We start from the raw sequence: 23,051 nt of genomic DNA, 5'->3' as shown, positions 1-23,051 counted from the left end.
TCGTGGTTGTCGCGGCCGTGCCCGCCGCCCACCTTCCGAGTCGCCCTGCGCCACGCGGGCACCCGTCCTCGGAGAGGTTGATGAACACTCAGCGCTTCACTGAACAGAACCTGCGACGGGTGGGCGCGCTCTGTGCGCTCTGGTCCCTGCTGGCTGTCAGCGCTGTTCCCTCCCAGGCCGTTGCATCCCAGGACGAGTGGGAGACCGGCTGTCGTGGCAAGCCCACCATCGTCCTCGTCCACGGAGCGTTCGCGGACGCATCCGGCTGGGCTGACGTGAGCAAGCGGCTGCAAAGACAAGGCTACACGGTCCACGCGTTTGCAAATCCCTTGCGGAGCATCTCGGGGGATGCGGAGCACCTGCGGTACTTCCTGGGGACCCTCACCGGTCCCATCGTCCTGGTCGGCCACTCCTACGGGGGAGCCGTCATCACGAACGCGGCCACCGGGAACCCGAATGTGAAAGCGCTCGTGTACATCGCCGCGTACGCACTCGACGCGGGGGAGACCATCTCGGAGGCCAACACGCTCGGCGGCGGCCATTCCGAACTCAGCGAGCACCTCATCTTGCGCCCGTTCCCTGGGGGCGGGACCTCGGATGCCGACGCATACATCGACCCCGCCTTCTTCCATGAACTCTTCGCGGGGGATCTTCGTGCGAAGGACGCGGCGGTGGCGGCCGCAAGCCAGCGCCCGGCCGCCGTTTCCATCTTCAACGCGCCATCCGGCCCGCCCGCGTGGAAGACGATTCCGTCCTGGTACCTGGTCGCCCACGACGACAACACCATCCCGCCGGAAGCCGAGCGCTTCATGGCCCGGCGCGCTCGCTCCCGTACCATCGAGATCCGCAGCTCACACGTTGCGATGGTCAGCCACCCTGAAGTCGTCACCGAGCTGATCGTCAAGGCTGTTGGCTGCCGTTGACGATCCGCTACGCCGACGCCGGCGTGCGCTGGCCTGAGGCGTCATCACGGCGCATGGGCTGGGCCTTCCCATACGTCAGCGACCGCCACACCCACTCCGCGGGGCCGAAGCGGAACTTCGACAGCCACAGGTGGCTCCACATCACCTGGATGCAGAAGATGCCCAGGCAGTACGCCACGCACGCCGCGGGGCCCAGCTTCGTGATGAAGCCCAGTCCGTACCCGTAGAAGAACAGCACGCTGATGATGGACTGTGACAGGTAGTTCGTCAGCGCCATGCGCCCCACCGGCGCGAGCAGGCCCAGTGCCCGCTGCCAGGTGGCGCGCTGGAAGAGCAGGGTGATGCTGGACACATAGACGGCCGCGAAGCCCAGCTCGCCCAGGTGCCGCAGCGGCGCGATGGCGAAGGACACCCACGTCGGCAGCGTCTCCGGAGTGAAGACCTGCCTCAGCATGAGCTGCTGCAGCACCAGGCCGCTGCCGCTGCCAACCACCCCGGCCACGAGCCCCCACCCGAGGAGCCGGCGGAACAGCCGCAGGTGCTGGGGCACGTCGTGGAAGATGCGGCGCTTCCCCGCGAGCAGGCCCAGCAGGAACCGGCCAAACGTCGAAAGCGTGATGGCCAGCAGCAGCGGAAAGTAGTCGCGGAAGAAGAAGTGGGCGGTCGCCTTCGTTGCGTCCAGCCAGCTCCCATTCGTGAAGGCTGCCAGCGTCTGCGCCCTGATGGCCGCGGACTTCTCGGTGGCCGCCTTGACGATGGCCGCGCCGGCCTCCGGCGTGTCCGCCATCAGCTGCGGGAACTTGAGGATGACCACGCCGACGAAGGACCACCCCAGGGCGAACACCAGGGCGCTGATGAGCAGCGTCCGGTCCGAGCGCCCCCGGAACAGCAGCAGGCCGAATCCCAGCACCGCGTACGTGCTGAGGACGTCGCCGTACCAGATGAGGAACAGGTGGGCGAGCCCCATCACCAGCATCACCCCAAGCCGCCGGACATAGAGCGGCGTGATGGAGGTCCCTCGCGCCTCGGCGCGGCCCATCTGCACCGCGAAGCCAAGGCCGAAGAGGAACGAGAAGAGGGTGATGAACTTCCCTGCCACCAGCGTCGAGAACACCTGCCAGGCGACGGTGTCGGCGAGCGACGCGTTGTTCATCGCCGTGAGGACCTGCTCACGCGGCAGGAATACCCTGCCACTGAACCACACCATCACATTGGAGATGAACACGCCGCACAGGGCAAAGCCACGCAGCGTGTCAAGGAGCGCCAGTCGCTCGCTGGAATCGACGGGACGGGCTTCGGATGGGGCTGGGGTCATGCTTGGAGAAAGGGTGGCAACGTGAACCTGCCTGCCCATATTCCGTGCGTCCGCGTCAGGGCGGAGGAGGAAGCCCTGGCGGAAGCTGATGCTCCTTCGACCGCGCCGGTCCCAGGTGCTGCTGGAACCACGGCAGCAGCGAGGGGCCGTCCTCCAGAATCAGCTCAACGCCTTGCCTCCTCACCGCACCACCGTTCCTCGCGAAGGCGGAGGACGTCCTCGCGCACCAGTTGCCCGAACACGGTCTGTCCGTCCCGGAGCTTCAGTTCCAGTAGGACGGACTCCCACGGCGGTGTCGTCAGGGCCGGGTCCCGCGAAACCTCGGCCTGGGGCAACGCGGTCCGAAGCTGCGCCAACAGTGGTTTGGCATCGGTGCCAACACCCTGTCCCCCTGGCAGGAGACAAGGCGGACCGATTCAACAAGGGCGGCCTCCGACTTGAGGCGCTCCGCCGTGCTGGCGGACGGCGCTGGAGCCTCCACCCGGCCCTTCTCACCGCCAGCTTGTTCCGAAGCCGTGGTGCCCCGGGCTGGCCCCTGACAGGCCGGAGCCATGAGCAGCGTCGCGGCGAGCCCCGCGCGGAGGAAGCCCCGCCGCGTGTCGGAATCAGAAGGGGAGCTAGCCGGTGTCATCGGGCACCAATCCCAGGGCGCTCTTGAGGAAGTCGTATTCGCGCTTGTAGATGGTGCCATCCACGTACATGTAATTGAAAGTCTTCTTGCCTGCGGGGACGGCGCGAAGATTGGCGCCCATGCCTGGAGGCGCCCCATACACCTTCGCGCTGCCTCCAAGGGCCACGGACAACTTCGCCATGTAGTTGTGCTTCAAGATGACGTCCCGGAGGTACGTCTTCGCCTTCTACCTTGAGAACTGCCCCCTTTTCGTCGACAGCGATGACCTCGAGATGCGGCGGTGCTTCTGCTCGGACAGGCGGTTGGCCGGTTGAGTCCATCAGGAGGTCGGCGGGGACGGAATCGACCAGGACTGCGAGGAAGTTTCTCAAATGAGAGGCGTTTCAGGTTTCCGGCCACCTGGCGGGCAAAGGAGCTCTCCCATGAGAAGCGCAAGGTTTCTGGCGGCAGTGGTTGGCACCCTGCTGATCTCCGGCACGCCGATCACTGCGGCGGTCAGGGAGCCAGCTTCCGATGCGCAGACTCGTGCAGAGGCCCGCACCTCCGGTACCACGCTCGAGATTGACTGGGACCAGCCGATGCCGGCCGCCGAGTCGGAGGCGTTGACGAAGAGCCTGCAGGGCGCCGCGGAGGAAGAAAACGTTCAAACCTTCATGCCGAAGCCCAACGGTCATGGGCCGCAGTATGACGTTGTCAAATGCGATAAGGCGAATCACATCTTCACAGACCGGAACGGCATTTTCAGCGTCCGCTACAACTGCCGGTTCAACAACGTCAACTGGGGGTTCAAGGTTTCGCCGAAGCTCGTGACCATCGCCATCGGAGACATGAAGGAGTCTGGAATGGTCTGGCATACAGCCACGAGGAAGCTGGGCCAGAACGGGCACCACACCGTGCCCATCTATTACCAACTTCACGGGACTCAGGGAGGGGTCAAGGATGGTGACATCTTGCATTGGTCCGACAGGCTCACCTTCCGCGTCAACGCGGGGGGCCGGGAGGGGACCGCCGTCCTCAACATCGGTGGAACCTTCAAAATCTCCCGTCGTTGACAGCCTCTGCTTTTGAAGCGCCCGATGCTCATCCAGCCATGGAGGTCGTCATGAGACGTTCGATTCTGACTCTGCTGTGGGTCGTTTTTTCGTGCTTCTTTGCGTCATTCGCCGCGGAGGCGCGTTCACTCCAGACGGCCAACACCAACTACTGTATTGGCGTCAATCACGCGAGCGAGGTCGCTGGCGCGAATATCAGGTGAACAAGAAGAGTGGGCTCTGTGCCACTGCCGATCCCCTGGCGCACGATGTCCAGCTGGAACAAGAGCAGTGTATCGGTGGGCCGACCCAGGTCTGGAACGACGTCTAGGGCGCGGGCCTGGAGGACCGGCTTCACGTCGGTGTTCTGGCCCGCGACGATGCGCCACTGCTTCTGGGAGCGCTTGAGCACATACCGCATCTGCGTGCGCAGCAGTCCCTCCTTGGTGTTCTGCACGCCCGGCGGGAGGCCCGTGTGGCCGGTGACCTCATGCACCGTGTCCACCACGGCGATGTCCGCGCTGGGGAAGTGGACCTTGCGCACGGTGACCTCGGCATGGCTGGTCTTGAAGATGCTCGCGAAGATGGCGGCGTGGCGCGTTTCAATTTCCGCGCGGCCCTGGAACACCGTGCCGACGATGTTGATGAAGTCGGCGTCGTCCGTGAAGTCCCGCGTCCATGCCGCCGCGTCGTGGGCGTTCCAGGCCTTGGTCTGCGCCTTCACCAGCTGACGGAGGTCCAGTTCGTCCTGGGTGTGGTCGGGGGCGTGCACGCCGTGGACATCAAGACCAGACTCAGGGCCGCAACTGCTGCAAAAGAAGAGCGTGTCATGGCGGCAGTCCGCCATGGGAATCGGTGATGGTAGGACCGACTCCGTCTCGCCTGTTTCCTGTACTTCGTGTTTTCATGAACGCCAACGCACCCCGCTTCGACATGGACGCCTCCGACCTCGAAGGAGCGTCCCGGTACTTCGAGCATCGCGCCGTGCAGGCGCTCATGGACGGCGATACCTGGACAGGCCTCGTCACGCCGCTCACCGGCGAGCGCGGCGCCGTCTGGGGCGCGCGCACGACCTGCCGCGACGCCGAGGGGACACTGCGCCAGTCCGTCTACGTGCTGGCCTCCCACCGCGGCCAGGGGCACCTCTCCCGCTACGTCGCGGCGACCGACCTCCCCTTCGTCACCGGCCCCGACTGCGACCTGGAGGCGTACTTCACGAAGCGGGGTGTCCCCTACAGCGTCTCCGGGCGCTTCACGACGACGCGGGAGTACCGCGCCATCGAGCGGCACTACGGCTCCCGCCGCGCGGTACGGAGCGGCGTCGACTACATGAGCCACATCGATGAGGGACTCGGGGTGCTGCGGCACTTCAACGCCAGCGACGCCGCGAGGCGTGCGTGGTGCCTCCACCCGCTCGTGCAGGCCGACGGCGACCTCGCGGAGAGTTTCCCCCGCCTCCACGAGTTCACCGACTCGCCCCAGGTGCTCGCGCTCGCCATGGAGTACCGCAACATCGCCAATGCGTACCTGTCCCACCGCGAGGTGGCTTCGACGGATGACATCGCGCTCGGGCCGCTGCCGGACGTGGCCGACATGCTGCGCGCGGACAAGGTGCAGAACTACAAGGACTTCCTGCTGCACCACCGTGAGAGCCACCCCCGGCGCAGCGCGCTGGATAGGTACTTCCGCCTCTGGCTCGACCGGCTGAGCGTCTCCCGTGAGGTCTTCGCCACGCTCTTCGCGCGGCTCCAGGTGCGGCCCGAGAAGATTCCCCTCGACGGGTGAGGGCGCGGCGAGCCAGTCCCCGGTGGACGCCATCAACCTCGAACGGGATCGCCTCACGCCCCGGGAGAAGAGGCCCGGGGCGTAGCGCTCAGCGCCGCGCGAGCCGGGCCTCGGCCGCCTTGAGGACGTGCTCCTTGAGCAGGTAGCCGAAGCCCGCGTTGCGCAGCCGGACGATGAGCTCGTCCCGGGTCGTCTTGAGCTGCTCGGCGGTGCGCTCCAGGCTCCAGCCCCCTTGCGCGAGCTGCTTGAGCAGGTAGGCCCGGCGCGTCTGCGCCGCCGAGAGCCGGTAGGTCTTGAGGTACTCGACCGTGCCGTCGCCGCGCAGGATGGCCTCACCCATGTGGTTCTCCTCCGAGGGCGACAGGCCCGTGATGAAGCGCTGGAGGTGGAAGGGACCGGCCTCGTAGACGGGGGAGGCGAACACCTCGGCGCCGATGACGCCCTCGGCCATGAAGCCCATGAAGTCCGCCCAGTCCGCGCGCATGCGCTCGACGGCGGCTCGCAGCTCCTTCATCGAGTTCACCCGTGCATCCTCCACGCCCAGCCCCATCACGGGCACGTCTCCCAGGAAGCCGTACTGCACGAGCAGATCCCCGTAGAAGTCCTCGAGCAGGGCCCGGTGCAGGGCGCGATAGTCCTCGGGGTGCGAGACGATGGCGCAGGAGAGCAGCGCGTCCGCCTGGAAGATGAGCATGCCCACCTGGCGCTCGTGCAGCTCGAAGATGCGCAGCGCCTCCGCGAAGGCCGCGCTGGCCCAGCCCGAGTAGGCCCACTCGCTCCGGGGGTTGAGCCCCTGGGAGAGGGCCTCCTGGGAGTACTCGCTCCACGCCACCTGCGGCCCGCCGAAGTACTGCGCGAGGAAGCCCTCCATTGTCAGGTGCATGGGGAGCAGCCGCAGCCGGTTCTTGTCCTCGCGGTGCACCATGCGGTGCAGCACCCGCGTCGAGAAGGGCCCGTGCTTGAGGCTCTTGCCCTCCTTGCCCTCGGGCTTGCGCAGCCGGGTCTCGGGCGTCACCGCCGCGCCCTTGTCGTCCCAGTCCACCACCAAGCCATGGGGGACGTAGGACGCGTAGTGGAGCCCGGGCTCCATCAACCCGCCCTGGAGCGACACGACGCTCACGTCCTCGTCGTAGCTCCTGCGGGTGATGCGCAGGTCTCCGGGGATGTCATCGCGCAGCACGGGCACCAGGCGGATGCTCCCCCAGACCTGCGAGGGCGCGAGCCGCAGCCCCGTGAGCGGCAGCCGCCGCACCGTGCTCTTTCCGCCCTCCCTCATGCCACCTCCTCGTCGAGCGACTCTTCCGGGAGCTCGGACGGGGCCCTCGGGGTCTCGGTCCCGGCGTGGCCCATGGGCGCGTGCTCGAGCATCCGCCGCACGCGCGCCGCCAGGTAGTCCTCGAGCTCCGCCAGGGGAGAGGCCCCCTCGGCGAAGCGCGCGAAGCCGAGCACCGTGGGCAGGTCCTCCGCGTCCCGCACGCCCACGGTGGGCACGTGCGTCCCGATGCCCCGGGGCGCGTAGAGCTCCGAGGCGAACACGGGGTTGGCGTGGATGATGGTGGTGCGGCGGGCGGGGTCCAGCTTCGTGCGAAACAGGCGGGTGACCTCGGCCACGGCGTTGGGCGGATCATTGTCGTAGCCATCCGACACGACGACCACCAGCTCGGGCATCCAGTCCAGCGCGTCCAGCAGCGGGGTGGCGAGGTCCGTCTGTCCCCGGGCGCGCGAGAGCAGGGGATGCTCGGGAGGGTGCATCCAGAAAGCGCGGTATTCGCGCGCCGTGGCGGCCAGCAGGTAGTGCGCCGCGAGCGCCACCCCGAGGGGCCGGCGGCGCTTCTCGCTCGAGCCCGAGGCGGAGTAGCTGTTGTCCAGCACGGCCGCCACCCGGCCCAGGGGCACCGAGGCCCGGCGCAGGCTGTTCACCGCGGCCCGCTCGAGCGCCGCGTGCAGCTCCGCCAGCCGCTCCTGGCGCACCGCCAGGGGAAGGGAGAGCACGTAGAGCGCCAGCCGGGTGAGCGGCGTGCGCCCCAGGTCGATAGCGATGGCCCCCTGGGCGCGCGTGGCCGAGCCCTGCAAGCGCAGCCGCTCGGCGGCGGTGAGGCGCGGCTCGATCTTCTTCAGGAAGACGTCCCGGGGAAGCTGGTGCTTCGCGGCGAGCCCCTCGGCGACGGTGTAGGGCAGCTCGAAGAGAGCAGAGGCGTCGTAGTGGGCCTTGCGGAACGTCTCCAGCAGGGGGGCCTGGAACACGCGCTTGCGCCAGCCGTGGAAGAGGAAGGGGTTGAGCTCCCCGGGCAGCTTGAGGTGGCCGTGCGCCACGGCGGCGCGCAGCTTGGAGCGGTACTTCACCGCGTCGAAGTGCAGGTCCGCGCGCCCCTTCAGGAACTCGCGCACGATGGCGCGGGAGCGGCGGTTGTTGATGCGCCGCTCACGCAGCACGTCCAGCACCCGGTAGGCCCGCTGGGGAGGCAGGGCCCGGAGCGCCGCCGCGATGAGCGCGCCCTCCTCGTGCCGGTCCGCGGACGGGGTCTGCTTTCCGCTCGTCAGCAGGTTGAGGATGATCTGCGCCTGGTTGAAGTGGTTGATGCCCGCGGCCAGCGTGCGCGTGTAGAGGCGGCGGTAGTTGCCGAGGATGTAGGCGTGCAGGAACTCGATGGACACCGCCTGCCCGCGCCCGTCGTTGTAGAACTCGCGCTGTCCGGTGCACGAGAAGCACGCGTTGACGAACATGACCAGGTCTTCACGGGCGACCTGCTCGGCACGTGCGCCCGCGATGTCCATCGGAGGTTCATCCTTCCTGAGGAGGGAGCGCCGCTCGGGGAAGGCGGACACGATCAGCTAGTCAAGCTACAAAGGCTCGGTTCGGAAATCGCATCACAGTCCCGCGAGCGGCACCCCTCACCGTAGCATGACGCGGCTGCCGGGCGCGGACTGACACGCCCATCGGACTCCTTCAGCATGGACGCGGACACCCATCCCTGCTTGCCGTTCTCCAGCTCCACGTTCAGCCAGGTGCCGTCCTCGTTCTGATCAACCACCCGGACCAGGTCGCCCAGCCTCAGGCCACCGACCTGACCATTGGAGGTCCCCGGCCCCGAGCGGACGTTGACGGTCCCGGTCGGGGTCACCCAGCGCTCACCCGGCGGGACGGCAGGGGTAGGAACGAGAAGCGCGGGAACTGGACCATGGGGTGCGACCTCGTAAACGGGAACGTCTTTGTCCCGATGATGGGGTCGGCACCGCTCGCTTGAATCAAGCCGAGTTGAGCGGGAGGTCTTCCCCGGTCCGGTGACTCCGGGGCGATGGCGAGGTCTCCGTTCGCCTGGATGAGAGCCCTACCCGCGACGTCGTGGACGTCGATCGCCGGGTTGTTGGTGACGACGAACAATGGGCCATAGGCCATGTTGGCCTGACTGAGACACCTGTTGACGACAATTGACCCCTGGCCTTGCTGGGGAGGACGATGGAGTGCTCCCTCAGAGGCTTGCGAATTCGGCTGGATGGAGCCCATCCGCTTGGAGTCGAACGATGCCCGTCTGTCCGACGCACAATGAGTTCTACATCCTGGGTTCGACGTGCCCGGTCTGCGGCCGAGGGCTGTCTCCCACCAGCCCGCCCCCCTTCAAGCAGGACGCACCGCGGGCGCCGATAACGTTTGCCGACTTCGTCAACCTCGTTGACGAGCAGCAGGAACAGTCCGCCAGCGCGCAAGACGAGAAGGGAGAGGCCCGGGATGAGAAGAAAGCAGTCCAGGGGCATGAGGCCGCGGTGCTCGACATCGATGACGAGGTGCTCGCGGAGCTGTACACGCAGCTCAGCCAACGTCCGTGTCGCTGGCATGCCGTGGTCTCGGCGGTCACGGACACGGTGTATAAAGAAGACCGTCGTGGCTGTGAGGTGGTGAGGCAGGCTGAGAGTGTCTGGGGCTACCTCAAGAAACAAAACAAGGTCGCCAGTGAGAAGAAGCGCCGGTTCTTTCCACCGGAGTGTGTGCTTTTCTTTGGTGACGCGAACTCGGGGCGGAAAATCAAGAACAGCAGGTTCGCCCTTGGCGGGAACGATCACCTGTGGATTGTGGCGCACGGCAGCACGCAAATCCTCGGGGCCCACGGACAAAAAGAGCACCCCGAGGATCGCACGGCCGACCAGCTCGCGGAGGTGATCATCCGTGACGTGCCGAACGACATTGGGTTCATCCACATCATGTCGTGCAACTCAGGCTACAACCCGACGCGAGAGGAAAAGCGCAAGAAGTCCTTCGCGCAGATGGTCGCCCTCCACTTGTGGGCAGCGGGCTTCAGGAACACCATCGTCTACGGGTATGTTGGATATACCGCCGAGTACAAGGGCAAGCCCGTGGTGACCATGGTGAACGGCGCGACGGGCATGTCCGATAAATGGGACGCGGAGCAGGCGCGCGTGGGCTGCCTCGGTCCGCACGGAAAGCGGATGGAGAAGCCAAGGGCGAAGGGCTTGAACCCGAGCAATGTGAATTGAACGCGCAGTGCCCCGGTTCGTGTCCACCACGCAGATGAACCCGTCCCCGCGCATGCGACACGGCTCCGCCCGTGGAACGTTGAGCCCCGCGGCTCCCTGCCATCCGCATGACGCGCCTTCGCAGGCGGCTGACGCGTCATGCACCTCCGCTGACGTGTCACACGGCGACGAAGACGACGTGCCGTCCAGACAGCCGAGGCTCATGGCCCCGGCATGTCGATTGCTGTCTCGCTGCGCACTTGAACCAGGAGGGTGCATTGCGCTTCATGAGCGGAGTCGTCGTCGCGGTCGGTCTACTCGGGTGCGGTGGTCCTGAGGCAGAGCAGGACCCCTTGGAGACAGTAGGCCACACGGACCAGGAGATCGTGGGAGGCGTCGAGGCCCGTCCGAACTCCATCCCCTGGATTGTCAGCCTGCAGCAGTACGGCAGCCATTTCTGCGGGGGCAGCCTGGTGCGGGTGAGCGACACCAAGGAGGAGAGTGACATCGTCCTCACCGCTGCCCACTGCGTCTATGACGGACTCTCCAACGCCACGGCGTCCGCCGGGGCGCATGACCTGTACCGCCCCACGTCCACACAAGTGACAGTCCGGGTGACGGAGGCCGTCTACCACCCGCAGTACAATCCGGACACGACGATGAACGACATCGCCGTCCTCAAGCTCGACAAGCCCATCAAGTTCGACACGACCGTCGCCAGGGCTTGTGGCCAGTCCTCGGGCATGCGCCCCAACCTGGCTCCTCAGCTCGGGAGCGGCAACACGCGCGTCCCTGTCTGCCTTCCAGACTCCGGGGAGCGTGTCGCTGAAAACACGATGGCGACGGTCGCGGGCTGGGGCCTGACACGGGAGGGCGGCTACGACACGTCCAGCCTCTTGCTGCAGGTGGGCGTCCCCGTCCTCAGTCATCAGGACGTCGCCAACAGCTACAGGACCCAAGGAATCAGCATCGACGAGAGTGCCATGTTCGGGGCCGGGTATCCGCAGGGAGGCAAGGACGCATGCCAGGGCGACAGCGGCGGGCCGCTCGTCGTCCGAGGTCCCCAGGGCTACGTGCTCCAGGGCATCGTGAGCTTCGGGGTGGGCTGTGCGCGGGCAGGGCTGCCCGGTATCTACGCGCGGGTCTCCAACTACATCCCGTGGATCAACACGCAGATCCGGAGCCTCAGCGCCGTCAGGTAGGGCGCTTCATGCTGCCTTCCCGGGTGGGCGCGGCAAGGGCCTGGCTCTCTTGGCTGGCCCTGACGGCTTGAGCTTCAACACCCCACGGGCTGGGGTGGCCCGCGCGCCGGGGCCAGCACTCGCCGCCTGCCTCCACACCTCACGCAGGCGAACTGGCCGCGTAGGATGGCCCCATGCTCTCCGTCCTCTTCGCCTCGCTCCTGGCCCAGGCTCCCGTGCCGCTGCCGGAGCTGACCGAGCGGCATTGCAGCGGCTCGGGGTGGTGCATCGTCCTTCCCGCGCCGCTGTACCCGGGGCTCGTCGCCGCGCGGGGTGACGCGGTGGTCTCCAACAGTGCGCACTCCGGCGTGGTGGGCCTCTGGCGCGCGGGGGCGTGGCGGGACACGCTGGACACGGGCCTGGGACCGCTGCGGCGGCTCTCGTTGGCGGATGCGCCTGGAGGCGCGCAGCGGCTCTTCGCGTGTGACAGCGCGCGGTGTGTCCAGGCGACGCTGGACGCGGAGCGCATCGGGCCGCTGTCGCTCGTCCCGGAGCACGCGGTGCCCCCGGAGCCTCCCGAACCCCCGGTGCGCTCGCCACGGCCCGGCGTGCGCTTCTTCGTGGAGGACTCAAAGCTGCTCGTCGAGCGCGGGGGGCAACGTCAGACACCTCCCGCCCTGAAGGGGACGCGGTTCGCGAATGAGCTCGACCAGGTGTTCGGGGGGGGGCCCGGTGAGCCCCTGTGGATGTTCCGCACCCATACCGCGCGACTCACGGTGACGGAGGCGCATCCACTGGGAAGGCTCGACCGGTTCCCGATGGAGCTCTCCACGCATGGGATTCGCCTGCTGGGAAACCCGCACGAGCCCACCGCCCTCTCCACCGAGATGTTCACCCACGAGCTGCGCCGCTTCGACGGGGAGCGTTGGCAGGCCCTCACCACGGAGCTGGGCTGGAGCGGCAAGGACATGGCCGTCCTGACGACCGGTGATGGCTGTGCGCCCTGCTTCACAAGCCGCTGGCGGATCCTCTGGCGCGCGCGCAACGGCGTCTGGCGGAAGGTGGACCTGCCCCCTTCCCCTCCCGACGCGACGAGCATCCACAATCCCCAACGCACGAGCATCGACGCGAGGGGCATGCCCGGCTTCACGAGCCAGTACGGCGCATACCGCCATGACGGCCGGAAGTGGCGCCGGGTGGGCGAAGCGCCCATGGCCGCGAATGCCGCGCCCGTGGATGCCCGACGGGACTGGCTGTGCAATGCCACGGGCTGTCTCCACGAGCGCGAGCCCCGGTGGAGCCCGGAGGGCAAGGCGTGGCTGCCCCTGGACCTGCCTGCGGCGGAGCCGGGAAGGGGGGACTGCGCGCATGCCCGCGCCGCGCTCTCCAATGGCGAGTTCATGCTCCTCGCCGGTCCACTGCTCTTCCGGGGCATCCCTGGCAAGGGCTGGCACACCGAGCGGCTCCCGGTGGACAACGCCTGCTCCATCACCGAGGGCCCCGCGGCGCTCTACCTCTCGGATCCGCTCCGCAAGTCCCTCTTGATCCAGCAGAAGGAGGCGGCGCCCCTCCCCGTCCCCGAGGGCACCTGGGCCACGGTGTCCGGAGTGAAGGCGTCGGACGTCCTGCGCCTGCGCGAGCTGCCGGACTGGCGCGCACTGGAGGTGGCCACGCTCGCGCCCGGCACCCGCTGCGTGCGCGAGGTGCGCCGGCGCACCGTCTCCGCTCGGGAGACCTGGTCCGAGGTGCGGACGCCGGAGGGAAGGCGCGGCTGGGTGAACCGCCGCTACCTCGCACCCGGTGAAGGCCCTTGCCCCACCGGAGGGTGAACGTGCAGTCCTGGCCCCCACCGCCCAGGGCAACATGCAGGCGGTGTCCAGCATCGAGGTCAACCAGACGGGAGGCGCGTGCGTGCCGACCACCTGCGCCGCGCAGGGCAGGAATTGCGGCACGCTCAACTGTGGCACGTGCGGCTCCGGTCAGACGTGTAGCTCCTGGTGCGGCATCGCGCAGCCGGGCTGCGTGGTGCCGAACCAATCCCACCTCCGGGTGGACCGCGTTTTGTAGCGTCATGCGCTACAAAGACACTGCGGCAAACCGTTGCATGTAGCGGAATGCGCTACAGAACGAGGAGTCGCGGGCCACGGCGACTGTCAAAACCAGGTCACAAGCAATTGGATGTTGTCTGTTCATTGCGAGTGCGCTGACATGCGTGGCCTCTTTCCCCGTGGAGGTCCACATGAAGTCGCGTTTCGTGATGATGATTGCCGGGTTGTCGCTGGGTTTGTTCGCCGCCTGCGGCCCCGTGGAAACCGAGTCCGAGATGGAGGCCCTGGGACAGGCGGAGGCAGGGGTTGGCCTCTATCTGTGCGGCGACGGCGTCTGTGACACCGCCAACGGGGAGAACAACACCAACTGTCCCCTGGACTGTGGCCGGATCCTCACGTGGTGTGGGGATGGCATCTGCAGCGGACGGGAGACGATTCGGAACTGTCCCGCGGACTGTGGCCTCATCCTCACCTACTGCGGTGACGGCCTCTGCAACGGCAATGAAACCAGCAACACCTGCCCCCAGGACTGTGGCGCCCCCACGTACTGCGGTGACGGCATCTGCAATGGCTCGGAGACGACCGGAACCTGCGCCATTGATTGTGGCTCCTTCTGTGGCGACGGCGTCTGCAACGGACTGGAGACGCCCCGGAGCTGCCGTCTGGATTGCGGCCTCGTCATCAACCCGTGCGGTGACGGCTTCTGCGGTCCGGACGAGACCGTGCAGAGCTGCTACATCGACTGCTGCACGGGGCCCCGTTGCCTGGAGCCGAATCCGCTCTGAGCTTCCGCCGTTGACGGTTCACCTCGCCCGGAGTCCTTCCCGGGCGTGGTGGGTACGCAGCGCCGGGGTCCGCCGCGGGCGAGCTGTCCATCATCCCCTTCGACGAGGGAATGGAGAAGCTGCCCAGGCCCATGAAGCGCGAGCGCGTGCAGCCCTTCGGCTTGTGGCTCCACAAGCGCGTCACCCAGTTCGTCCGCACCGCGGAGGGAAACCTGCGCGAGGCGCTGTAGAGGTGAGTAGGAGAGCGCAAGGGCGAGCTGACGTCGAGCTCGCCCCCGCCGCTTCATTCCTCGTGGCGCGCTGACGGGTTCTACAGGGTCAGCGAAATCGTGCTGTTGTCACCCGCAGCCGACGTCGTTGCTCCCGGAAAGGACAGCTTGTACGACTCGACACCGCCATGGAATGTGCCGGTGTCGTAGCAGCCGGTGAATCCGGTCGCCGTCTCGAAGCCCGCGTTCGTCACGGTTGCGCCGTTGATCGCGACATCGTTGATGTTGAAGGAGATCGGGTGGTTCGACACGCCCGCCTGGCTGATCAACCGGGGCTGAAGCTCGAGCCCGCGGGGCTGATCGTCACCGAATGAGCCTGCGCCAGGCCGTGCCGTCGCTTTCCCGCACGACCACGCCATCCACCAGCGCTTGCTTGAACCAGTCCCCGGCGGTCGGTCCCGCCACGCTGTCCTTCTCCCAGAACGTGAGCACCTGGCCCGAGGCCGAAGAGCCATTGCACCCGCCCTCATCCTCAGCAGGCCTTCTATTCGCCCTATGCGTATGCGTAGTTCAGTATGACGGCCATCTGGCTGAGAGGCAGGGTTCCCAGCGGAGCGCCTAGGTGCCAGGTCGGCCTTCCGGGACCTTGTTGTCCCCATTGCGAGATTCTGACTTGGGGCGTGGAGTTCATTCCTGGTTGAATGTGGTGCGACAAGGCTGAGATAGGAATTGGGCCGCTGGGGTTCTATGGCGAGTAAGAGCGAAGACGTGGCCTCGATGGACGAGCTGGAACCTGATGAGTTGCTCCAGATGTGTTGCGAAGGAGTTCCGTTCACGGGGGTTGCAGTCGAGTTTCATCTGAACGGCGCGAGGCGCAGTGAGATTGAATACGTGCAGGGTGTCCAGTCGGGGGGGAGCCGAGACTATTCCCTAGAGGGTGTGTTGGTTTATGAGGCTCGTTATCTGAACGGAGGGCTGCATGGCCTCGTTCGTGAGTGGTTTCCAAACGGATGCGTGAAGAGCGAGGCGCAGTATGAGTTCGGAATAGAGGTCAATTACCGGGAGTGGAATACGAGCGGGGAGTTGGTGGAGTCGCGCGCTATTTCACCTGAGTCGCAGTTGTTTCCGATATTGAAGGATCGACGGCGTGCGCATGAGCAGGCGTGAACGGATGCTCACGCAGAAGCAACCTTGAGCGTATCGGCGGGATAGAGGCGCTGTGGAGGGTGAGGGCAGGACCGGAGGTGCCGAGGAGGGCCTTGCGACATGCCCTGGACGGTGCAGGAGGGCCCCGACGAGGCCCGCCCCTCCCTGGTTACACCTCGCCCAGGAGCTTCGCGCTGAGTGTTTTCGCGTGCGGCAGGTGTGGAGGCATGCTTGAGGGTGCTGGCGTACCTGACGGCACCTGGCGGGTTCCCACTCGCGCCACGCCGGAGTTCTCCTGGGTCCGCCCCCCGCCCCTCGCAATCCGGTACCGCGAACGGTCCACACGGTCGTTCCGCTCCGCCACCGCCTGAAACCGCGGGCTGTGCGCCCGTCGACGGGACGACGGATGGTGAAATGCGGCACACCGCGGATATCCGAACTGGCAGTCGCCGCTCAGCATGAGGGCGCTCATTCCTCTTGTGCTCATCCGCTGATCAGCGGTAGAGCGGCACCGTTACGGGGAGTTAGTTCAGTTGGTTAGAACGCCGGCCTGTCACGCCGGAGGCCACGGGTTCAAGTCCCGTACTCCTCGCCACAGAAGGCCCAGCAATCCTAACGGGTTGCTGGGCCTTCGCTTTTTCTGCGCCCCGTCATGTGCCCCCCATGTGCCCCTCCGGCGTGGCTAGCCTGGAACGGCGAGCGCTTGCGGCATGGGGCGGTCAAGCGCCTGCACCGCGCTCTCCCGCGCTTCGGGTGACAGGTGCGCGTACCGCATCGTCATGTCGATGGCGGCGTGCCCCATCAGCTCCTGGATGACCTTGAGGGGGACGCCCCGCATGGCGAGGTGGCTCCCGTAGGTGTGGCGCAGGTCGTGCCATGTGATGGCCCCCTGTTCACGGGTGATGGCCGCCCGCCCCACGGCCCGCGTCAGCCGGTGTTCGGTCATGCTGGCGGTGAGGGGCTGGCCGTCGGGCTGGCAGAACACGTAGGGGCCGCGCAGGTGGCGGTGGCCCTTGAGCGCGTCCACGGCCGATACGGGCAGGTCCACCGTCCGTTCCCGGCCTCCCTTGGGCAGTCCCGTCACCCCCTGCCAGATGGAACGGCGCACCTGGAGCTTGCCTCGCGGCAAGTCGAGGTCGCCCCACTGGAGCCCGATTAGCTCTCCGTGGCGAAGTCCCGTCTTGAGCGACAACAGGATCAGCGTCCGCCACTCTGGTTCCGCCGCGTCGATCAGTCGCTCGGTTTCCTCAAAAGAGAGGAAGTCGAAAGCGGGCTTCGCCGTCTTGAACAGCTTCACGCGCGGGACGTGTTGGAGCACGCCCTGTTCCTGGGCCAGTGCGAGCAACTTGTGCAGCACGGTCAGGACGTTGTTGATGGACTTGAGACTCAGGAGCTTCCCCCCGGCTCCCTTGCGCTTGCGCAGGGCATCCTTTGAGGGGGCGTCCTTCCTGCCGGGAATGCCCGCTGGCTTCTTCCGCATCGCGGCCTTGAAGTCCTCGATCTCCGCTGGACCGATGGCATCAAGAGGCGTGTTCGCGAACGCGGGGAGCAGGTGGTCATCAAGGATCTGCCGCTTGGTGACGACGCTGGAGTACTTGTTGTTGTTCTCGCTGTACGTGATGAAGCGCGGGACGAACTCCCCGAAGGTGAGGATGCGGCCCGGCTCGTGCTGCTTCTCCTTCCCGAAGGTTCCAGTCAGCAGGGCGTGACGGACCTGACGCTCGTACTCTTCCGCGCCCCGACGGGTGTTGATGGGCGATGCCTTGCGCACTCGCTCCACCTTCCCGCTGGGGTGCTGGTACTTCACGTCCACCCACCACGCCTCCTGCACCTTTCCCTCCTTCGTCTTCCACTTCCGCTGCCTGACGCTCATGGCTTCTCTCCGAGCGCAGGACCGCTGTTACCCGGCTGCCATGCTAACAACGTGTCGCGGCGGATGCGGATGGATCTGCGGAGGTGGAGGACTCCCGGCACCTGCCCCAGTCGGATCGACTCGTAGAGCGTCTTTCGGTTCACGCGCAGGAGCGCGGCGGCCTCGTCCACGGTGAGGAAGTCGAAAGCCGCATGAGTGGGCGCGTCCGCTGGTGGCTTGGGCCCGTTCTGGCAAGCGCGACGGCTCATGACGTCACCTTCCCCATTTGCGAAGGGAGCGTATGGATCCGCTGGGCGTTCTCCGCACCTGCCTTCTCGTCATCCAGCACCAAGCAATAGGCACGCACACGCTTGCCCGCGACGGAGACCTTGCGCGTCAGGTGGCCCTCTTCCTTGAACACCAATCCCTTCGCGGCAAGCTCCGTCATCACCTGTCGGGTGTCGAAGCGTCCTTCCCTCGCGATGTCGTGCATCGTCGTCTGGAAGATGGCGACGACACGTCTCCCGCTGGAGTCCCTGTCGTCCATCAGCATCCCGGGGCGTTTGATGGGGACAGGGCTTTCAAAGCCAGCCCAGTTCGCGGCGACGTAGCTCATGATGAAGTCATAGGCCGCGTCGGCTGTCGTCCTCGTCTCGCGGGACTCCTTCAACACCGCCGCGCAGAAGGCGTGCCCCGCTTCGAGCGCGGCTGCCTGGGCGTGGGCATTGGCCTCGCCGCAGATGTGGATGCGCGCGAGTATGTCGGCCAACACGAGGAGCGCGGCGTAGCGTGCTTGCTCCGTTGTCTCCGTCACCATCTGGGCGGCAAGCTTGCGGTGCAACTCGCGGAGTTCGTCGAGTCGTTCCGCGCCCGTGTAGTGCTCCATGAGCGCGCGGATGAAGGCGGGCCCCGCGTGGCCGTGGTGCTTCTCCAAACCTTGATGCGTCAGCGTGGCGAGGCCCGCGTCCCCCAATGGCTGAGCACACACCTCCAGCGTCCGGTTCTTCGCCCCTGCCGCGCCTCCGATCTGCAACAGCGGCTTCTCCCCCGAGATGAAAGCCAGCGAGCGCCAGGTCTTCCGCGCGCGCAGCTCTCCGGTCTGCGTCGCCCGCGCGCCGCTCGTCTCCGTCCCCACGATGTAGGCCATGAGGTTCGTCATCCCCTCGCGCGTGACTTGGGTGTCGTCAATCCAGGTGGGCAGGTCGCGGTGACGGGACAGCTCTCCCTGCAACGCGGCTGACGAGACGTCTCCGCTGACCTTGAGGCCAGAAGGACGCCCCCACACCGACGTGGTGGTGGCCTGCACGGCGGACTTCCCCGTTCCAGAGGCACCCCAGATGGACAGGCACATGCTGCGCAGGCCCAGGAGCCGCAACAGGGGCGCCGCGAAGCCAGCAGCCCACGCCATTTCAGCGAAGGGGCCCCTTTCACGAACGGCCAGCATCAGGCGCAGGTGTTCATCCGCCGAGCCCCGCGACTCAAGTGCATCGAGGAAGGCTGCTTCTCCGGGCATGATGACGCGGCCGGGCTCGCCAATCACCTGCCGTCCCACGACGAAGCTCTTCATGTCGTGGGACCAGCCGCTCTGGGTGAAGATGCGCACCCGGGGCAAGCTCGCGTGACAGTGCTGCTCCTGGGCTTGAAGGAAGTCCTGGACCTTCTTGCTGTTGCTGCTGGTGAGGGGGGCGCCGCGACCGGCCAGCTCCAGGATTTCGTTTCCCGAGACCTTGGCACGCGGCATCGTCTCCACTCGCTCGCGGTGCCCGTACATCCACCGTGCCGTCACGTAGCAGGTGCCGTGCTCGTCCTCCCCTGTCTCGGTGATGTTGATGGGGGCGGCGGCGATGGTGGAAAGGTTGCCCTTGTCGGTGAATTTGAAGATGCCGAGCGATTGGCCATCGTAGATGGCGTAGCCCGGAGCTGCCATCCAGCCGTCAGCGATAGGGGGCGCGTCGGGGTTGGGAGGAGCCTCGGTTGAGGAACGGGAGCTTGCCGTGCCTCTCAGTGCAGCGGTGATCAGCGCGGACTCGGCCAGCGCGGCGCCGTAATCCTCGTTGATTCGTCGGAGGCGCTCCGCAACATGCGCGAGGTCGTGCTTCGCGCAGTTCATCGCCATCACGGACGGAGCCAAGAGCCGCAACAGGGTTGCGTCCGATGCCTCGGGGGCCTTGAAGCGCAGGTACGAGAGGAAGGCCCAGAGGTTCCCTTCATGATGCCCAGCGGGGAACAAGGGTTGGCCCTGCTTCATGCGCTTCACCGCTGCCGCATGCTCCGGGGCGCTTGTCGCGTGCCATCGCATCCAGAGCTGGGATTCGGTGAGTCCATCCCCGGTTGGCGACTGCCACATGCTCACCGCGGCTTCCCCTTTCGCGAACGTGGGGCGCGTGCGCTTCGCCTGGGCTGCGTCGCGAACCCACTGTGGCGCTGCGGCGGGCGGAACCTCGGAGGGGGACGCTCCCTCAAGCCATGCGTAGCGCGCTCCCGTGCGGTGGAGGCTCGGGGGCGCAATGACGTAGCCACCATTGCCCCGGGTGTCGATGCCAGGCGCGAGGCTGCCAGCCTTCGACACCATGCCCGCGTGGCGGAAGTAGACGTGACAGCCGCCGCCACTGGTACGGGCCGTGACGGTATCGGGCAGCTCGCCTCGCTCTTCCTCCAGCTTCACGAGGGTCGCCACTCCGTCGGCCTTCGCGTCCGCGTCCACAACATCCACGCCGGAGAGGGCACCCGTGGCGATGGCGACGTTGGCGAACGGCCACTGCTGCCACCACTCGCGGATTTGGGCCTCGTCCGTCGTGGCGTCCTTCACTCCGTTGCGTGTGCGTGGGTGTTTACCCGCTTGGCTGCATTCCGCTCCCTTGGGGCAAGCGCAGATGAGGGCGCCGGAGGGCGAGCGAACGGGCTCGAAACAGGGAAAGACATGCCAGCCGCGCCCCGCGTACTCCAAGGCGGCGGCTTCCAGTGCGGGGGGCGAGTTCGGATCAGAGGCTTCCACGGGGCATCCGAGGGCAAAAGAAGGGAATCGCGGCGAGCCCAAGGGCTGCTGCGTTGGACATCCGGTGCGAGACCGGGGCGGATTGAGTGGCGGGCGGAAAGCGGGGCGGGACTAAGCGGCGAGAATCACTAGAGAATCTGGCAACCTGCCCCGCTGCCCCGCTGTCTCACCGGAACACACGCGGTGGTGCATGGAGAGAATGAGAGGAGTTGAATGTCTGCAATTGATCTCTGGGGTATGTTCTTCTCTTTCTCTCTCTTCTTTGAAACAGGCGGGGCAGGCGGGGCAGTGAGCAAAAGGGGCTCGCCAAGCCGTTGATTTCTTGGGCGTTTCTCGCGTTCGGGGGTGCCCCGCTTTGTGCCCCGGTGTGCCGGGAGGCGGGGCAGAGAGCTGACAGCCGGAGTGGCGTCCTGGATGCGCTGGGGGATGCTCACGGCTCGCCTTCGCGATTCGCGTCGGTGAGGCTGTAGGCCCGAGGCACCGCGCCGCGCGCTCCGGGCGTGTACCTCGCGGTCTCGCGAATGACGCCAGCCAGCACGAGGGCGGCGAGGCAACGGCGGAGGACCTGTTCTCCGGCTCCAAGCGCGGCGCACAGCTCCTTCACGGTCAGCCCCTGCGGAGTGGCCTTGGTGAGTGCTTCGATGATGCGGGGTCGGTACTGCTCAACAAGCTCCAGCATGGTTTGAATCTCCCTTACCCCAGTTCAATGGGGGCACCTTCTGGGAGTGTCTCGCTCGCTCCGTCGTTCTCTCGGGCGAGCGCTTCGATGATGCGGGGCCGGTACTGCTCAACCAGCTCCAGCATGTTTCGAATCTCCCGTACCCGCGTAAATGCCTGCGGCTTCTGGGACTGGCTCACGTGCCCTGTCGTTTTCTCAGGAGCGAGACGGCTTGCTCGGCCTGGCGGGGGGCGGGAATGGATCCCCCCGGCTCGGATTTCCGGAGCCCGGCCTCTTCAAGGCTTGCTCGGCGGTCCCACACGCTCGAAAAATTCTCAGGAAAAATGCGGGGCCTCGTTATGTGCGGCGTACAACCTGATTCCTTGCCGAAACGACCGCGTGCGAAGGATGCGCGGAGACCTGCGCCCCCATGGCACCTGCTACGGTCGGCGCCGTCTTCTCGGAGGTTGCCCGCCGGTGCTCCTGGTTTCCCGTCCGTTGCTGCTGCTGTCCCTTCTCTTGCTGGGCACGAACGTCACGGCTCAGGAGATCCTACGCGGGCGTGAGCTGGTGCAGCGTCGCGTCGCGCTCTCCCAGTCCGCAACCGGCAAGCCGGTGGAACTGCATGTCGCGTCAGGCTCACTCACCGCGCTGGAGTTCGACTCCACTGTTGACCGCGCGGGTGTGAAGATGGGGGACGCAAGAGACCGCTTGGAGCTGATCGTAGCCACTGACCGGCTGATCATGATCAAGCCCACGGCCGACGTGGCAGCGAGTGAGCGCGTCCTGCTGACTGTGCCCTTCGCGGACGGCATGTCCCCGGCACGTGTGGTGTTCGCGCTCGTCACCAATGCCACGCAGGTGGATGCTCAGGTTCAGGTGTCCCGGTTGCCGCGCACAGCCGAGGCGGTGCAGGCCGAGCTGGACGAGGTGCGCTCCGCGTGCGCGGGCAAGGATGCCGAATTGGCTTCGCTGCGGGCACGAGGCGCGGCCACAGGGCCTTCGGGCATGATCTTGGCCGGGACGATGGGCCCTGAAGGCGTCCAGACGAACGAGCCCACATTGCAGCCAACGAAGCCTACTGACGGGCTGAAAGCAGACCGTGTCATCGTCTTCCGAGGGAAAGGGTGGGTCGCGCTCTCGCTTGACGTCACGAATGAAGGGTTGGCGCCCTGGACACCCACAGAGGCCCGGCTGTCCCCAGTCCGTTCCAGTGCCGTCACGGTGACGATGAGAGCGCCGCACGTCGTCCCAGGAGGGCTGGCGCGGGTCGTAGTGGAATTCCGTGGCGAAGACTGGCCCAAGGGCGACGCACGCCGGGTGGAGCTACGTGACAGCACGGGAGGGCGGCGCCTTCTCATCCCCTCCGTGGTGTTCTAGAAGCGCGGGCCATGCTGCTTTTCATTCCCGCCAGCTTGAAGCCCGGGCAGATGGTGGATGGATGGCGCGTGGTGAAGGCCCTGGGTTCGGGCTCCTTCGGCGCCGTCTACCTCGTGGAGAAGGAGGGCCAGCGTTTCGCGCTGAAGATGGCCATGCACCGCGCCAGTAGTGGAGACGCGGAGCAGTCGGACGCGCGCCTGATGCGGGAGATGGTCTGCCTGGCCCAGGTGAGCGGCCATCCCAACATCGTGCGCACGTACGCCCACGGCCGATGGAACGACGCGACACGGGGCTGGCTCTACGTCGTCGAGGACTACGTGGAGGGCTACACGCTGGGCGAGTGGATGGAGAAGACGCACCCCACGGCGCATGAGGTGGTGGCCCTCTTCGTCAAGCTCGCTTCCGCCCTGGCCCACGTGCACGCGCGGGGCGTATTCCACCGTGACTTGAAGTTGAGCAACATCCAGGTGCGTGCCTCCGACGGCGAGCCCTTCCTGCTGGACTTCGGGGTGGGCAGCTACGCGCAGGCGCCCGAATTGACGGACTCCCCCCTGCCGCCCGGCACCCGGCGCTACCGCTCCCCCGAGGCCACGAAGTTCCTGCGCGAGCATGGCGAGGAGTCCGAGGCGCGCTACGCTTTCA

General features: G+C 66.7%; 21 protein-coding genes and 1 tRNA gene. 11 read left to right on the top strand and 11 right to left on the bottom strand.

Going from position 1 to position 23,051, the window contains the following annotated elements; translation table 11 throughout:
• Window positions 1–80 precede the first annotated feature (80 nt).
• On the top strand, window positions 81–923 hold the full coding sequence (locus tag D7W81_RS18920; protein WP_120556795.1) for an alpha/beta fold hydrolase: 843 nt from the start codon (window positions 81–83) through the stop codon (window positions 921–923).
• Window positions 924–930: 7 nt separating this feature from the next.
• On the opposite strand, the gene D7W81_RS18915 is transcribed toward D7W81_RS18920, so the two are convergent.
• On the bottom strand, window positions 931–2,148 hold the full coding sequence (locus tag D7W81_RS18915) for a DUF418 domain-containing protein (protein ID WP_497747173.1): 1,218 nt from the start codon (window positions 2,146–2,148) through the stop codon (window positions 931–933).
• A 707-nt stretch (window positions 2,149–2,855) separates the two neighbouring features.
• A complete protein-coding gene (locus D7W81_RS18905; protein ID WP_147445537.1) occupies window positions 2,856–3,050 on the bottom strand; it encodes a hypothetical protein in 195 nt (64 codons plus the stop codon).
• Between the two features lie 241 nt (window positions 3,051–3,291).
• Between D7W81_RS18905 and D7W81_RS18900 the strand changes: the two genes are divergently transcribed.
• The gene (locus D7W81_RS18900) at window positions 3,292–3,921 is read left to right on the top strand and encodes a hypothetical protein (protein WP_147445536.1); all 630 of its coding nucleotides are present in this window, start codon (window positions 3,292–3,294) and stop codon (window positions 3,919–3,921) included.
• 166 nt (window positions 3,922–4,087) lie between these two features.
• Here D7W81_RS18900 and D7W81_RS18895 read toward each other — a convergent pair whose 3' ends face one another.
• Window positions 4,088–4,672, bottom strand: coding sequence for an SgcJ/EcaC family oxidoreductase (locus D7W81_RS18895; protein ID WP_244227285.1), 585 nt, complete (start codon window positions 4,670–4,672; stop codon window positions 4,088–4,090).
• Window positions 4,673–4,806: 134 nt separating this feature from the next.
• On the opposite strand from D7W81_RS18895, the gene D7W81_RS18890 reads away from it, so the two are divergent.
• Window positions 4,807–5,685, top strand: a complete 879-nt coding sequence (locus tag D7W81_RS18890) for a hypothetical protein (protein ID WP_120556789.1) — start codon at window positions 4,807–4,809, stop codon at window positions 5,683–5,685.
• An 88-nt stretch (window positions 5,686–5,773) separates the two neighbouring features.
• On the opposite strand, the gene D7W81_RS18885 is transcribed toward D7W81_RS18890, so the two are convergent.
• The 3 genes from D7W81_RS18885 to D7W81_RS44415 are packed head-to-tail and all read right to left on the bottom strand — an operon-like array spanning window position 5,774 to window position 8,807.
• Entirely contained in the window at window positions 5,774–6,961 is a 1,188-nt protein-coding gene (locus D7W81_RS18885) for an ARPP-2 domain-containing protein (protein ID WP_120556788.1), read from the bottom strand.
• On the bottom strand, window positions 6,958–8,460 hold the full coding sequence (locus D7W81_RS18880; protein ID WP_244227284.1) for a hypothetical protein: 1,503 nt from the start codon (window positions 8,458–8,460) through the stop codon (window positions 6,958–6,960). The genes D7W81_RS18885 and D7W81_RS18880 overlap by 4 nt, the downstream gene beginning before the upstream one ends.
• Before the next feature lie 53 nt (window positions 8,461–8,513).
• Window positions 8,514–8,807: an SH3 domain-containing protein gene (locus D7W81_RS44415; RefSeq protein WP_120556787.1), complete on the bottom strand. Its 294-nt coding sequence runs from the start codon at window positions 8,805–8,807 to the stop codon at window positions 8,514–8,516.
• 400 nt (window positions 8,808–9,207) lie between these two features.
• On the opposite strand from D7W81_RS44415, the gene D7W81_RS18865 reads away from it, so the two are divergent.
• The 4 genes from D7W81_RS18865 (at window position 9,208) to D7W81_RS18845 (ending at window position 14,169) form a co-directional block, all read left to right on the top strand.
• Window positions 9,208–10,176 (top strand): hypothetical protein, encoded by a 969-nt coding sequence (locus tag D7W81_RS18865; protein ID WP_120556785.1) that lies wholly within the window; start codon window positions 9,208–9,210, stop codon window positions 10,174–10,176.
• Between the two features lie 332 nt (window positions 10,177–10,508).
• The gene (locus D7W81_RS18860) at window positions 10,509–11,357 is read left to right on the top strand and encodes a serine protease (protein WP_244227283.1); all 849 of its coding nucleotides are present in this window, start codon (window positions 10,509–10,511) and stop codon (window positions 11,355–11,357) included.
• 173 nt (window positions 11,358–11,530) lie between these two features.
• A complete protein-coding gene (locus tag D7W81_RS18855; protein WP_120556783.1) occupies window positions 11,531–13,165 on the top strand; it encodes an SH3 domain-containing protein in 1,635 nt (544 codons plus the stop codon).
• A 410-nt stretch (window positions 13,166–13,575) separates the two neighbouring features.
• Window positions 13,576–14,169 carry a hypothetical protein gene (locus tag D7W81_RS18845; RefSeq protein WP_120556781.1) on the top strand — a complete coding sequence of 198 codons (594 nt, stop codon included), beginning with the start codon at window positions 13,576–13,578 and terminating at the stop codon, window positions 14,167–14,169.
• Between the two features lie 310 nt (window positions 14,170–14,479).
• On the opposite strand, the gene D7W81_RS18840 is transcribed toward D7W81_RS18845, so the two are convergent.
• Window positions 14,480–14,797 (bottom strand): hypothetical protein, encoded by a 318-nt coding sequence (locus D7W81_RS18840; RefSeq protein ID WP_147445534.1) that lies wholly within the window; start codon window positions 14,795–14,797, stop codon window positions 14,480–14,482.
• A gap of 349 nt (window positions 14,798–15,146) precedes the next feature.
• Here D7W81_RS18840 and D7W81_RS18835 point away from each other — a divergent pair, with 349 nt between their 5' ends.
• Both D7W81_RS18835 and D7W81_RS18830 read left to right on the top strand, forming a co-directional pair.
• On the top strand, window positions 15,147–15,545 hold the full coding sequence (locus tag D7W81_RS18835) for a toxin-antitoxin system YwqK family antitoxin (RefSeq protein ID WP_147445533.1): 399 nt from the start codon (window positions 15,147–15,149) through the stop codon (window positions 15,543–15,545).
• 497 nt (window positions 15,546–16,042) lie between these two features.
• Window positions 16,043–16,119 (top strand) — tRNA-Asp (locus tag D7W81_RS18830).
• An 87-nt stretch (window positions 16,120–16,206) separates the two neighbouring features.
• Here the strand turns inward: D7W81_RS18830 and D7W81_RS18825 are convergent.
• The 4 genes from D7W81_RS18825 to D7W81_RS18810 form a co-directional block, all read right to left on the bottom strand.
• Window positions 16,207–17,397, bottom strand: a complete 1,191-nt coding sequence (locus D7W81_RS18825) for a tyrosine-type recombinase/integrase (RefSeq protein ID WP_120556778.1) — start codon at window positions 17,395–17,397, stop codon at window positions 16,207–16,209.
• Window positions 17,394–17,645, bottom strand: coding sequence for a helix-turn-helix domain-containing protein (locus D7W81_RS18820; protein WP_120556777.1), 252 nt, complete (start codon window positions 17,643–17,645; stop codon window positions 17,394–17,396). The genes D7W81_RS18825 and D7W81_RS18820 overlap by 4 nt, the downstream gene beginning before the upstream one ends.
• The gene (locus D7W81_RS18815; protein ID WP_158621626.1) at window positions 17,642–20,371 is read right to left on the bottom strand and encodes a bifunctional DNA primase/polymerase; all 2,730 of its coding nucleotides are present in this window, start codon (window positions 20,369–20,371) and stop codon (window positions 17,642–17,644) included. The genes D7W81_RS18820 and D7W81_RS18815 overlap by 4 nt, the downstream gene beginning before the upstream one ends.
• A gap of 430 nt (window positions 20,372–20,801) precedes the next feature.
• On the bottom strand, window positions 20,802–21,050 hold the full coding sequence (locus D7W81_RS18810; protein WP_120556775.1) for a methyltransferase family protein: 249 nt from the start codon (window positions 21,048–21,050) through the stop codon (window positions 20,802–20,804).
• A gap of 456 nt (window positions 21,051–21,506) precedes the next feature.
• On the opposite strand from D7W81_RS18810, the gene D7W81_RS18805 reads away from it, so the two are divergent.
• Both D7W81_RS18805 and D7W81_RS18800 read left to right on the top strand, forming a co-directional pair.
• On the top strand, window positions 21,507–22,409 hold the full coding sequence (locus tag D7W81_RS18805; RefSeq protein ID WP_158621625.1) for a DUF2381 family protein: 903 nt from the start codon (window positions 21,507–21,509) through the stop codon (window positions 22,407–22,409).
• 11 nt (window positions 22,410–22,420) lie between these two features.
• A partial coding sequence (locus D7W81_RS18800; protein ID WP_147445531.1) for a serine/threonine protein kinase occupies window positions 22,421–23,051 on the top strand: 631 nt, incomplete at its 3' end.

It is taken from the genome of Corallococcus aberystwythensis (genome assembly GCF_003612165.1).
In the GTDB taxonomy this organism is placed as follows: Bacteria; Myxococcota; Myxococcia; order Myxococcales; family Myxococcaceae; genus Corallococcus; species Corallococcus aberystwythensis.
The sequence above is the reverse complement of the archived record's forward strand: the minus strand, read 5'-3'. Positions and strand labels throughout refer to the sequence as shown.

Bases quoted from the DNA above. Each gene is read 5' to 3' on its own strand.
- D7W81_RS18820 (WP_120556777.1), bottom strand. From the start codon at position 17,645: ATGAGCCGTCGCGCTTGCCAGAACGGGCCCAAGCCACCAGCGGACGCG.
- D7W81_RS18810 (WP_120556775.1), bottom strand. From the start codon at position 21,050: ATGCTGGAGCTTGTTGAGCAGTACCGACCCCGCATCATCGAAGCACTC.
- D7W81_RS18900 (WP_147445536.1), top strand. From the start codon at position 3,292: ATGAGAAGCGCAAGGTTTCTGGCGGCAGTGGTTGGCACCCTGCTGATC.
- D7W81_RS18855 (WP_120556783.1), top strand. From the start codon at position 11,531: ATGCTCTCCGTCCTCTTCGCCTCGCTCCTGGCCCAGGCTCCCGTGCCG.
- D7W81_RS18825 (WP_120556778.1), bottom strand. From the start codon at position 17,397: ATGAGCGTCAGGCAGCGGAAGTGGAAGACGAAGGAGGGAAAGGTGCAG.
- D7W81_RS18885 (WP_120556788.1), bottom strand. From the start codon at position 6,961: ATGAGGGAGGGCGGAAAGAGCACGGTGCGGCGGCTGCCGCTCACGGGG.
- D7W81_RS18920 (WP_120556795.1), top strand. From the start codon at position 81: ATGAACACTCAGCGCTTCACTGAACAGAACCTGCGACGGGTGGGCGCG.
- D7W81_RS18880 (WP_244227284.1), bottom strand. From the start codon at position 8,460: ATGGACATCGCGGGCGCACGTGCCGAGCAGGTCGCCCGTGAAGACCTG.
- D7W81_RS18905 (WP_147445537.1), bottom strand. From the start codon at position 3,050: ATGGCGAAGTTGTCCGTGGCCCTTGGAGGCAGCGCGAAGGTGTATGGG.
- D7W81_RS18840 (WP_147445534.1), bottom strand. From the start codon at position 14,797: ATGGCGTGGTCGTGCGGGAAAGCGACGGCACGGCCTGGCGCAGGCTCA.
- D7W81_RS18865 (WP_120556785.1), top strand. From the start codon at position 9,208: ATGCCCGTCTGTCCGACGCACAATGAGTTCTACATCCTGGGTTCGACG.
- D7W81_RS18890 (WP_120556789.1), top strand. From the start codon at position 4,807: ATGAACGCCAACGCACCCCGCTTCGACATGGACGCCTCCGACCTCGAA.
- D7W81_RS18845 (WP_120556781.1), top strand. From the start codon at position 13,576: ATGAAGTCGCGTTTCGTGATGATGATTGCCGGGTTGTCGCTGGGTTTG.